Source organism: Pedobacter sp. PF22-3 (genome assembly GCF_026239555.1).
In the GTDB taxonomy this organism is placed as follows: domain Bacteria; phylum Bacteroidota; class Bacteroidia; order Sphingobacteriales; family Sphingobacteriaceae; genus Pedobacter.
Map to the genome: position 1 here is coordinate 16,845 of NZ_JAPIVP010000025.1, position 12,398 is coordinate 29,242.

Here is a 12,398-nt window from a genome sequence, read left to right on the forward strand (position 1 = left end):
TTTTAAAGTTAGTTATATCGGCCGTATATAAGCTTATCTGTTCCGAAATATAGCTATGTAATGAATAATTTCTTCAATAGATTTATCGTAGCCACCGATATAAATTTTTTTCACATTACCGTAGTAGACAAACCTTAAATGTGTGGCAGTAAACATTGCACGTTCGTTGTCGAATTCTTCGGAGCAAGTAAGGCCAAGCATCTCTGATCATAAATATAATTGATCTTTTTCGTCAACGCCTATTCTGCTGATAATGATTACAAGTTTCCTCTTAAAGGTGTATTTGTATCTCCATAGATATCCGATCGCAGTAATGGTAAGCAGAAAAAAACCATAAGTGTAACCCTATCTACAAAAAATAAAATCGCTGAGAACAATAAAATAAAAATAGCAGTGCAGCCTAAATTACTTTGTGATTCGAATAATTCTAAGGTGTCGTTTATTGTAGTTAAACTGAATTTAGGAGCAGTTTTTATATCCAATTCATTTTCCAGATACCCATTACCTGTTTTTTCCAAGATTATTTTAAATTTTATCCTATAAAGATCCGAATTCTGTTTTTATGTTATTTTCTAATAGTTTCGAAAGTCATTGAGCCTTTAGGTTTGTGTAATAATATTCCCCAACTTGTTATCCGTCCTTTGGGTTTTTTACTTATCAAAGCAGTCCAGTTTTTGTACTTACCATTGGGTATAACCAGTGTAACCAACTTGCCATTTCCATAGATTTTCATTTCATAATTATCAAATGGTTGCATATTTCCAGGGCATAGTTTCAACATTTTTTCTTTGTTGTTTTGATAATCAATTTTTGAATCTTCTGGCGTGGTATAGGTAACAACATCCAATTCCTCATCTCTCTTTTTACACAGCTTACGGAAATCATCAATTTTCCCAGTATTGAGCAAATCTTTTAGATTAGAAAAATATTCAACTACCTCCTTTTGCAAGACAGTTTTATCTATTTTTTTCAGATCTTGACTCTCACTCCAACCTTTTACCTGATAAGGTAAACTTTTAACATCGACCTCCCAAGTCTGTTCCCAAAAAGGAACCTTTTCTGGAGGTGCCTGAATCTTTAACTCGCTTTTAGCATAGTCTATTTCATTTGAGTAGCCTAGTGGAACATTTTTGTCTGAAACAATTTTTGAAAAATAAATATGCCATCTTGCGGTTTCATTAAAAATGATGTCTTTTGGCAATACCATTTGATCAGAAGAATCTTGCTTAGGAAGAAATCTGATTTTTAAGGTATGTTTTCCATTGCCTAATAAGTAAGGATTCAATTCAGTTGTATTACTTATATTATTTCCATAGTAGAAATCAACAAGTATATCATCCAAATAAAGTTCGTAAGGAGATAGTGCATTAACGTGAGCTATATAGCCTATTTTACCTGTTGTTGAATGAGCGCTTTCTTGTCTATTAATTTTTTCTGAGTTTTTATTAATGTTATTTTGTGATTTTGTTGGCAATTACAAAAAATCATCAGAATTGAGAATATTGTTAAACTAATTTTCATATGATATCTATATTCCATGGATCTTTAGGATCTACTATTGAGAATTTATGATCAGGTTCTTCTTCGTCTTTTTTAGTGTCAGCTTTTGCACTAAACTCTAACCAAATTTTAGCGGTCAGTCCATTAAAATTCATCCAAGCTGGACATTTATCATTTCTTTTATCAAGGGTTGCTCTAACCTCAAACTCGGCTTTTCCTTCAATACGTGCTTCCGATTCGGCCGAACCAATTCCTTCTATACTTGCATTTATATCAACCTGCATGGAGATATACTTGTATAAGAATGTAAAATTGAAAACCAACACATGCAACAGAAAAGCTGTTCAATCACCCCAAAAAAACATTTATATTCTTTTTCTAAGCAAACAGGGATGTAAAAATTATTTGACTATCCAAGTCTGTAGCTTGCGGATTTAAGGTTATATTTTATAGCGATTTGGGTTCTGTTTTTACTTGATTTTCTAATACTTTTGAAAGTATTTGAGCTTTTAGGTTTGTGCAATATTACTCCCTAGGTTGTTATCCTTCCTTTAGGTGTTTTGCTCATCAAAGCATTCCAGTTTCTATACTTACCATTGGTTATAACCAGTGTGACTAGCTTGCCATTTCCATAAATTCTTATCTTCATCTGCCTCATCACTAATTTCAATCTTAGATTTATTTTTATTAACGAAATGGAACAGCTGGTTTTCTGAATACATATGCCATGCCTAAGCAGACAACACAAAAAAAGACAGAAATTAATGGGACTATATATAATTGAAAAATACCTGTCACTGATATTTCAGGAAATTCTTTATTATAATATATTTTAGCTCTCGTACTGGAAAATGATTTACTATTCGAATATTCACCAGAATTGATTGTATGCAAATTCCCTTTTCTATCATAAAATTGATAAACTGGAGAAAAGTACTGTGTACTGAGACCTGTTTTATTATCCTTTTTTAATTTCTCAGCAAAATCTATTAATTTTCCAGATGTTACTTCATACGTAAAAAGAACATTTAAACTTCTATATGATAGTGCGATACTGGAGATAAAAAGACCAATTCCCATAAAAAGGAACATAAAAAAAGTCAACCTATCTTTTATCATCTGATAATTTCGAGTTTATCGCTACCTTCTGGTTTATGCAGATAGAAGGTGTGTGATTTGGGCATCATATTTTTAGCAGTCTTAGAAATCAGCGGAGAATATCCGAAAGTAAGTGTATCTGCACACACTAAAGTTACCACTCTCCCATTTCCAAAAAATTTTAACTCTGCCTTCTTACATGGATATATAAAATTTCTTTTCTCAACGGCATAATCGCTCATATTCTTTGTAAGTTGATTTTCAATTTCCTTATTCCAGGGTTTTGATGCTGCTTCTTCATAAATTGTATTTCTAACTAATGAAAGAAATTTATTTTGATTGCCTTCTTTCAATACTTTTTTGTAATTGTCATAAAACTCATCAACTTCTCTATGGATATTTGGATCATTGATTAATTTTTTACTTTTACTCCAACCCACAATTTTCCAATTAATGTCTTTAGCATCCACTTCAAATGAAGTTTTATATTCTGAATATGGCATAGGCTTCTCTAATTGAGGCGTTTTATATACTAATGTTTCCCACTTATATTCGTTTCCTTTACCTTTAGCATTTAGCTGATCGAGCATAGTCATCGGCTCTTTGTTTTTTGTAATATCTATTTTAACAAAGGAGTTCTTAGAAAGAGATGAGACAAAAAGATTTTCCTCTTTTTTTGCAGGAAACATTCTTATTGTTATTTCCTGTTTTCCAGGCTTTAGAATATATTGGTTAATATCAACCGTTAAACCTGATCTCTCACCTAATCCAAAATAAGTAATGATCGGCATATCATTCAATAATATTTCGTAAGAACAATCTAAATGCTCATACTTTAGTTTAAACAACATACCTTCTTTTTGATATTCTATTTTTTCCATGATTTTATTTTCAGCTGCTGTATCTTTTTTGTTCTGTGCACAGGATTGTAAACTTATATAAATCCCTAATGCAATTAATTTTATTAACCTATTCATCGTCTCCTGTATTGAAATTTAAAAAATCTGTTTTCTTATTCGGATTATTTATGCAGCATTTGGAAAATCCGGAATAAACGATCCAAAAAAAAGATTTTATTGAGATTGTTTCATTTCCAACTTGCTTATAGCTTTTAGCAATCGTTTTGTTAAAACATGATGGCCTGAAATTGTATAAAACAATAAGGATGAAATAAAATTCAAGCTGGAAAATGGTCAGTTGATAACCGTCGTTGGTATTTATGATTAAGCTTTCGTTAGTTTCTTGGGTAATGAAGAAATAGAATAACGAGCAAACAACATAGAGCCTAAAAAGCAGAAAATAGCAGAATAGAATAGTTGAAATTCTTTTGGCTGTCATTAATTTTTTTTAATTACCACCATAAATCATTACTACCTGCAAAAGAATGAACCTATTATTTCTCAGATAAAAATTTTAAAGCACAATAGATATGGGGGAATTGGCTGTTTTTTTGTGGAATAAAACATATTCGATAAAAGCATCTTCCTCCTTTTCGTTATCGATATATACACCAGGCGCCTCATTTAACATCTGTAAACCAACGAACTTATCATTATTGTAAAAAACCAATCTGTATGATTTTAAAGGGTGCAACTTAACCAGATGATGCATAACACCACTTAAATAGGATGCCTCCTGTTTTTTTCTCCTTTCGCTGTCTACGTAGAGCGAAGTAAAAATATTCTCCTGCCTTTCGCTGGTCAATTTCTGATAAGCAGCTAAGTCATTATTTTTAAATGCATCGGTATATTTGATGTATTCTTTTTCCAAAGTCTCTCTTAGAATGGTCTGATCAATTTTTTTTAGATCGGCAGAATCAACATATGATAGAGTATATGGAACATCTGCATCAAATATTTTATTGTCGGTAAAAACCCCAGCAGTATATGTTTTTAAATCGGGGGTTTTATAATCCATAACGTCTTTACGTTCTTTGGGGGTATTTTTTTCAAAGGTTTCAATTTTCAAAATTACCTCTGCCCCTACCGGAAACTCCTCGCCCTCGTTTACCGATAGCATTTTTAAGGTGATGCTCTGTTTTCCACTTTTCGGGATAAAATTATTAATCGGTAAACGGAATGAGGTTGCTCCCAATTTATAATGGAAATAAAAAGGGATATCATTTACCAGAAGTTCGAAATAACAGCCTCTGGCATCTATAAACAATTCGTAAATCGGCTTTACACCCATTGAGTTTGTATTAATTATAATCGATCAATTAGTTAACGCAGGTAAAATTAATTCCCGAACTCTTTTAAATATCCTTTGGTATCTGGATTTAAGTAGGCAATTGCTAGTTCAAAGAAATTTGCATCTTCTGATTTCCCGAAACTAAGTTGGATAACTTTATCTTTTGCCCACCATTCGTAATTTGTAACGCCGGTTGACTGCGGTTGCTCTTTAAATGTAGCACCTTTGTTTTTTGCTTTTAAGTCGGTTAATAATGCATTATATTCTTTTAAGCCGGTATTATGTAGATTACCTGTTTGTAACCTTATCCTTATTAATTTATTGTTGGCCGTGGAACTTGTATAAATACTGCTGAATCCAATTTCTTTGGAATTCCAATAACCAAAGCTTCTCAAATCTGGATTTCGCATGCTTAGTAGAGGAGCTGTACGATCGATACTGAACAAATCGCCATAAGCTTCACCCTTTTTTATCACGTGGTTTTCCCTCTTTTTATAACGTTCTATTAAAGGCTGTTCCGTTATATTATAAAGTGTAAACCATTTAATCTTGATGGGCGTATCCTTGATATTGGTATGTTTATCAGCACCCATTACATTTTCCTTTGAATAAGCAAGTTTCGCAAAGAAGTTATCTAGATTGAGTTTTTGGAAATCGACCTTAGCAAGATCAATTGGCTTCCCTCTTTCCAGAACAGGGTTAACCCCTTCACTTTTGCAGCTATTCATCCCCATAAAACATAAAACCGAAAAAAGAATAACTCTAAATTTATTTATTTGCTGCTTTTTTATCATCTTGATCTGTATAAATTTTTTCTGGACCATACCAAATGCTTTCATTTAATAACACAAATTCTTTCTTTGCTTTAACATCCACTTTTTTATTAGAAACTTCTTCCCATTCTGGATTATGTACCGTTTTTTTCCTACGAACCAATGCAGAATAAACTTCTATTTCTGCTTTCATGCCAGTAAATTTCACCTGCACTGTTTTAAATATCCCGCCTTTATCTGCGTCCCAATTTTCGCTGTACTCTACCCCACCACCAATTGATGCCTTTGCTTTAAACGTAGCTACGGTTTCTTCTGTAGTTCCAACTGGGAGAGCAGCTCCGGTAACCGTAGCAATAACCGTTCCTTCGTAATCAACACCCGCTTCTAAGGATGCGCTTACCTTGATTTTTAGTTCACGTTTTAAGCCTGAATCCCAACCATCAAGGTTATGGTATCCGAGAGATACTTCTCCAGCAATTTCTGCATTTAGTTTAAAATTAAAATAGATATCAAGATTATCTATTGCGTACTCCAATGCTTCAATAATCCATTGAACAGCTTTACCAACCATGCCCCCAACTTTACCTAAAATAGCAACCAGATCTACGGTAATTCCGATACCAACAAAAGGCTTTAATGCCACTCCTCCCTCTATCCTTGTGCCTACTTTACCTTTGTTCTTGTCTAATTTCGCTAGGGCATGCTTCCACTTTATGGCGATACCAACATTGGGCGGATCAATATTAAATTCGAAAGTACGAATAGATCCTGTTCTAACTGCGGCAGAACCGCCAGCATTGGCACCTCTTCCATCAAATACTTCAAGACCACGATAAACGGCATTAAATGTGCCAACAACCTTTTTAATGGCATTTTCAATTTTATAGCCAGCCTCAAATTCGGTACCACTTGTAGCTGCTTTTAAGGTAAAATCGACCCCTACTTTTTCTTCTGTTTCGGCCTTTGCCTCCAATTCTCTCGTTACATGCCTAAAATTAAAATTGTTATGATATCCTCTTAAATCCTCGCGGGTTGACGTAAATTTTAGGGTTACCTTACGCGTTCCGGGTATTGCAATTAAAGCTGCCAATTCCCATTCCATATCAGGAAAAACGCGTATTTTAACTAGCTGATTTGGATAACGGCAAGTACTTACCGGCAGATAATAACTTTGAGATTTAGCTTCATCCAAAATAAAATAATTGAAAACCCAATAGCCATTCACCGCATCACTTGTCTGTGTTGATATGGCACTCTGTGCCTTTTCTAAAAATGTTTTGTTATAAACATACCTTAGCATCAATACCGCTTCATCATCTCCATTGAATTTATAATCTCTGTTTAACTGCCATTCCTGTGTTTCACTTACATCTTTTGATGGACCCCTCTTGGTATCTGGCTGTACATCATAATCATCCTTTTGACTCATATCGGGTCTGGTAACAAATACCCCCCCGTTAAGTCTTAACGCAGGCATTACACGATTTATCTGGAAAAGATTTTTCTGTTCACTATGTTTTTGTCCGGCTTCCAAAAGCAGGCCATTACATAGTACTCCTTTTGTAGTCAACTTACCAACTTTTATACTGATATTTTTTCGGTTATCTCCAGCAATGATGTCAAATGTTTGAGCGGTTTGATCAATCGGTTTATCTGTAGCGTCTTCATCAAAGATAATCACCTCCGCATCATCACTTTTAACGGTAATAGATGAAAATCCGCATGGATCAGATTCCTTACGCGTGTAACGTACGTCTCCAATGTATTGGATTTGGTTAACCTTCTGTGCTTCAATTCGATTCAAATAGCTATCCATCAATTCTTCGGATACCATAAATCGGCTTGATTCAGAGGGTTTGCTATCTAAATCTTCGAGTTTAAGTATGTTGCGGTCGTACTTAAGCAGGTCCATAGTGGGTTCGGCAGCAAAATTTTTGGTAGTTACTAAATGGAGTAGCTCCTTACCACTTCTGTCTTTATCTTTCCTATAAACTTCGAGGGCAATGGTAAAATTCTTTAGCCGGTTTTCTCCTTTTTTCCATGAAATATCAATTGGAAAGCCGCTGTTAAATCTAAAGTTATAATCATTAGCCGATGCTGCTCCACTGATATCAAATACTTTTACTTTATCCCAAAGATTATTTTCCTCAAAGGCTTTGGTATCGCGAAATGCAGCGGCGCGTTCTTTTTCGAAAAGATACATCTTAGCCATGTAAGACTTGCCTTTATCCATATTATATCCATGAAAAGCTATCTGATAGCGGATATACTCACCGTACCTTCGAACACGTTCACTTTCGGTAAAATAAGCAAAAATAATACTAGGCTTGGCCATAGGGATTACATAAAAGTAAAAGCCAGAGCCTGGTTCAAAGCTAAACACTTCAACGCGTTGCTTAAAACCATAATAAAAGGTTGATCCTGTAGGCGCGAATTTAATACTACTTCCAACTTTATACCGGGTTCCCAGCCCCCACTTTTTTACCGCAACTGTTCCGCCAGAAAGATTTCCCCATAAAGAGTTATCGTTACTTTTTTGAACATCTTTAAAAAAATCATTGTATATAAAAGCCCACCTCGCTCCATTTACAGTTGCCTGTTTATTTTTATTAGATTCTTCAATACAGGTTTCATCAACAATAAATTCATTTATATCATCTACGTTAAGCAGATATTCTCCACCCAAAACTACCTGGCCTAGATGACCATTATTCTTTTTCCAATAACAATGTTTTATACCTCTGGCCATAATCTTTATTCAGCATTTAAAAATTCGTAAAAATCAGCCTTATTAAGCTCCTTTATATTCACCAATGGATTTATCTGTGATTGCTGCTCTTCATCGGCATTATCAATATTCTGCTGAGAAGGTTGCCCTTTCTGCCCTGTTTTAGCAAAAAAAATACAGGGCGAACCACTAATGGTACAAACACCTTTACTATCTTCTACCAAAACCTGCCCACTGTTAATTAATACCATATCTTTATACATGCCCTTCCATTCGGTTAGTGCAGGTACACAGGGTTTAAAACCACCTGGGGTTGGCTGAAGTTTACATTGGCCAAAGGTGTTTTTTTCAAAAGTCATTCCGATATCTACATGAGACGCAATTAATTTTTGTGCGCCATCTTTATCGTTTACATAATGCTTTTGCTGGGTAAGCACTTTCAATTTATCGGTTGTGGTACCAAACTGGCATTGGCAGGTGGCACCTTGTACAATGATTTCTTTCTGTGACATTCTTTTCTCCTTTATTTAACCCAATACCCTTGCCCAAAATCCTTTTTTCTTTTCAACAGGAAAACTGCTATTTCCTTCTTGAATTAACAACTGCTGATCTGCTTTTTGAATGCTGCTTTCAATTTCGTAAGCAGAAAATGTTATGCGTTTAATGCTTATTTCTTTGCCATTTTCCTTACGATATAAATTCCAATCTACACGCGCATGTTTAAGCAATGCTCCATTCTGATCTAAATCAAAGGCCGCATTTAATTTCATTTTTAAAGGGCCTTCCTGCCTCATTTGTATTTTTTGCTCTTCAGTTAGCTCTCTTTCTGAAAAAAAATTTACTTTGAATGTCCCATAATCGGTATAGTTAGGCTCAACAGATTGAACACCTTCGAAAGCCATGTTTTTATAAGCGATAACAGGAAAAAACAATGTGCTTTTTTGAGATAAGTTACCATCGTATTTTAGGTATTGGGGATGAAAAAACACGTTCCAGAACATATCTGCCCTTAATGCATATTCAAGCTCAAACCTATCTGATATCTTTTTCTCCATCTTTTCTAAATATAGTTCTGCGTATTTCCCTTCATACTTATCGGAGATCTTTTCGGCTACCTGTTTCCAGCGGTCTAAAATCTCATTATGATTAACAATTCCCCTGAATATTTCATTTTTTGAATTTACATCAACTTTTAAGGGATAAATGGCGTTCATGGCCATACTGGCTAACTGTTCGCCCACAAAATCGGGTTCGTGCCGATCTATGAAAAGTTCTGTTTTATCAAAGCATAACTGCCAAACTTTATGTTCATCCCTAAATTGGTTTACCTTGAGGTGGATCTGGTAATCTAATCTTTTTGTCGCTTCTTGATTGCCTTCGTCATAATATTTAATGGTAATACCATAGCCCTTTGTAGAACGTGGCCTTGGAGCAAAATCAATCGCATGATCGATATTGAGCTTAATTTTACCCTGAGCTGCAGAATTTGAAAGGTTACTTACTTTTTCCATAACCAAGCGTATTAATAAGTAACCCTGTTACCATCGGCATTTGGGGTCATAGGCTGTATGACTCCGTAAGAACTTTTTCTATCTGCCGACCAATGTAAGTACTTGTTTCTCAACTCACGAAGGTCTTCCTGTTGTTGCCTTTGCGCCGGATCCCTAGGTAAATCTGCAGAAAAAACATATTGTGCCCCATTAGCCATTACATAATCTCTAAGCCTAGCTTTGATTCTAAGTAACAGGGGATTGCCATTAATGGTATATTTTGTTTCGGTTTTACTTTTAGCGAGTGGCAAATTATGATTTTGACTATATTCTGCCATATATTGTAAGGGAATATAACTATACTCTTTGTAAATAAACCTTGTTCCTTCCAAAGCCCAGTACATATTACCCCCGGTAACTTTCAATTGTTTTTCCTTATACCAAGCCTCTTTTATAAGTTTTGCTTTAAAGGCGTCTAGATTGCCTTTAAACGTCCATGAGGTAGCCAACTCCGATACTATTTCTGTACCTGTTTCGTAACTTCCACCAATATCACTGTGTACACCAGGAAAAACCCGTTCCCTGCCTACATTTGTATGTGTTAAAGAAAAATTCTTACGGTGCTCATTTTCAGCTACAAAATGGACAACATTTTGTGCACGACCAATTTGGTTGAGATGTAACTCTTCAACATCATTGAAATTAGGGGATACACTAAAATATTTTGAATATGACGATACGGTATCAAAAATACCCAAAAACCTTACTTTAATCTGGTTGGGCGATATTTTCAGTCCCGCAGCGCTAAACATTTTGCCTAGATGCCCACAAGCCGGCATTACCTCTAAACTTGTTGCTTCCCCGTCTGAATCAAATCTTGAGGTGATTCCAGTATGCGAGTCTGTAATAGTACTTGACCGATATTCGTTTTTACCAATCTCGTAAACAAAATTTCTTGCTGCCGCCGCACCCCTGCTAAAACCAAATACATCGAAAGTAATACTTCTTAATTTCTTTTTCCCATTGCTTTTTATCGGGACTTTCAGTTTATCGGTGAAAATTTTTTCACATGCCTTTCTCACTTTCCCCCTTATCCCTGTGCTTCCAGTACCGAAAGCATAGCCCATTTGACTATCTTTTTGCCTATCTTCAGTACCAATACCTTCCAAATAAATACTATGACTTTTATCGTAAATATCCCATAGTCTGGCGACATTAGACCAATCGTTCTGATAGCTGCTATCGCTATCTGTGCCATTACGCTGGTAAGTAGGAGTATTGGCTCTACGCTCTTGAGAATTATTCATATTGTTTTTTGTTCCATCAAAAAACACTCCTACAAAAAGATCTAAATACTCTACTTTATCGTTTGTCGGCACATAATTGCCCAATTTAACGCTCGTCATACTAATCTACTTTACTGATATCGATTTTCGCTCTGTTAAGCTGAATTTCTTCTGTACTATTTTTTAGCGATATTTTTGCTCCTTTTCCGTCTGCATTCAGCGATACAACCAGGTCTATCTCACTAGAGTTCCCAAGTTTCTCAAAAGAAGCGATTGTTTCTTTTTCATCAAAAGGTTTTATTTCAAGCCCATATTTCGTTCCGTCTTCTTTTTTCCAAACCAACGTGATATACTTTGGAACAGCCCTTAAAACGTACGGATTAGTGACCAGGTCTTCTCCAAATCGATTTTCTTCTTCACCGTTAAGAAAGTTGTAATAGCATAATATTAGCTGATCTTTAACCGGTAAATGAACTTCTGTATGCCATTGGTATTTTTTGCGATATAATTCATAAACAGCTGGATCCGGCATGCCATTGATTTTAATCCGATCTAAAATTTCCGGCTTCATAATCATTTTATCTTCCAGTGTAAGTGTGATAAAATTTGGTTCCAACATATATTTTGCATTGGGATAAGCCTGTTCTTTTGAAATGGTAGTCTCATTAGCCTCAAAAGCACCCACTTCAGTTTGGAAACCTGGACCGCTAAGCCAAACGACTACCTTACCTTTTGGCGCCAGACCAATTTTTATCAATGTGTAGTTGTCTTTTTTATTGGTTAAATTATCCTTAAATCCGGCACGGAATAATTCGGCAATACGGGCTTTATCCAACTTCCATTTACCCGTATAGAATTTCTTTTCCACTAGCGATAGCCAGGTAAAACTTAACGAATCCGGTGCTTCCATTTGCGTTGTAGAAACGCTCATCACACCACCATCGTTGCCCCAACCAGTATTTTGGGTTCCCCAAATGGCATCAAAGCTGTAGGTAAAATCATTGGCTATTATGGCTCCTTTATAAACTTCAACCGGGTATTCTTCCGGAGCCGAAACCGTACCTGTCCACTCAAATTTTTCTTCCATTTTTTGTCCTTTGCAACTTGTTATCGCGAATAAAATGAACGACAACAATAAATACCTGTTTTTTTTAAAACTCATGATTTGTTACCGCTTGATACAATTTTCTTGCTGCTGGCCAATGATAAATTTTGTGAAGTAGCTTCAACATTCATTACCTGAGCAATCTTTTCCAATTTAACGCCAACACGCAATTCGTATTTTTGAATCACCTCTATCGTAATATTCTTTGCCTGTTTTATGATTGCCATC

At 35.3% G+C, this 12,398-nt stretch carries 13 protein-coding genes; all 13 read right to left on the reverse strand.

Annotated elements, in window-relative coordinates:
* Positions 1-257 precede the first annotated feature (257 nt).
* The 13 genes from OQX63_RS22035 to OQX63_RS22095 all read right to left on the reverse strand — a co-directional run bounded on the left by OQX63_RS22035 (position 258) and on the right by OQX63_RS22095 (position 12,397).
* The gene (locus OQX63_RS22035) at positions 258-518 is read right to left on the reverse strand and encodes a hypothetical protein (protein ID WP_265852961.1); all 261 of its coding nucleotides are present in this window, start codon (positions 516-518) and stop codon (positions 258-260) included.
* Between the two features lie 47 nt (positions 519-565).
* A complete protein-coding gene (locus OQX63_RS22040) occupies positions 566-1,474 on the reverse strand; it encodes a hypothetical protein (protein WP_265852962.1) in 909 nt (302 codons plus the stop codon).
* Between the two features lie 43 nt (positions 1,475-1,517).
* Positions 1,518-1,784, reverse strand: a complete 267-nt coding sequence (locus tag OQX63_RS22045) for a hypothetical protein (protein WP_265852963.1) — start codon at positions 1,782-1,784, stop codon at positions 1,518-1,520.
* Positions 1,785-2,187: 403 nt separating this feature from the next.
* Complete coding sequence (locus tag OQX63_RS22050) at positions 2,188-2,619, reverse strand: hypothetical protein (protein ID WP_265852964.1); 432 nt, start codon at positions 2,617-2,619, stop codon at positions 2,188-2,190.
* On the reverse strand, positions 2,616-3,575 hold the full coding sequence (locus tag OQX63_RS22055; protein ID WP_265852965.1) for a hypothetical protein: 960 nt from the start codon (positions 3,573-3,575) through the stop codon (positions 2,616-2,618). The genes OQX63_RS22050 and OQX63_RS22055 overlap by 4 nt, the downstream gene beginning before the upstream one ends.
* A gap of 436 nt (positions 3,576-4,011) precedes the next feature.
* On the reverse strand, positions 4,012-4,788 hold the full coding sequence (locus OQX63_RS22060) for a hypothetical protein (RefSeq protein ID WP_265852966.1): 777 nt from the start codon (positions 4,786-4,788) through the stop codon (positions 4,012-4,014).
* A gap of 47 nt (positions 4,789-4,835) precedes the next feature.
* Positions 4,836-5,516, reverse strand: coding sequence for a hypothetical protein (locus OQX63_RS22065; RefSeq protein WP_265852967.1), 681 nt, complete (start codon positions 5,514-5,516; stop codon positions 4,836-4,838).
* Between the two features lie 40 nt (positions 5,517-5,556).
* Positions 5,557-8,310 (reverse strand): hypothetical protein, encoded by a 2,754-nt coding sequence (locus OQX63_RS22070; protein ID WP_265852968.1) that lies wholly within the window; start codon positions 8,308-8,310, stop codon positions 5,557-5,559.
* Between the two features lie 5 nt (positions 8,311-8,315).
* A complete protein-coding gene (locus OQX63_RS22075) occupies positions 8,316-8,801 on the reverse strand; it encodes a DUF4280 domain-containing protein (protein ID WP_265852969.1) in 486 nt (161 codons plus the stop codon).
* A gap of 15 nt (positions 8,802-8,816) precedes the next feature.
* Positions 8,817-9,800, reverse strand: a complete 984-nt coding sequence (locus OQX63_RS22080; RefSeq protein WP_265852970.1) for a hypothetical protein — start codon at positions 9,798-9,800, stop codon at positions 8,817-8,819.
* An 11-nt stretch (positions 9,801-9,811) separates the two neighbouring features.
* The gene (locus OQX63_RS22085; RefSeq protein WP_265852971.1) at positions 9,812-11,185 is read right to left on the reverse strand and encodes a T6SS phospholipase effector Tle1-like catalytic domain-containing protein; all 1,374 of its coding nucleotides are present in this window, start codon (positions 11,183-11,185) and stop codon (positions 9,812-9,814) included.
* Between the two features lies 1 nt (position 11,186).
* Complete coding sequence (locus OQX63_RS22090) at positions 11,187-12,152, reverse strand: DUF2931 family protein (protein WP_265852972.1); 966 nt, start codon at positions 12,150-12,152, stop codon at positions 11,187-11,189.
* Positions 12,153-12,223: 71 nt separating this feature from the next.
* Entirely contained in the window at positions 12,224-12,397 is a 174-nt protein-coding gene (locus tag OQX63_RS22095) for a hypothetical protein (RefSeq protein ID WP_158554356.1), read from the reverse strand.
* Position 12,398 lies beyond the last annotated feature (1 nt).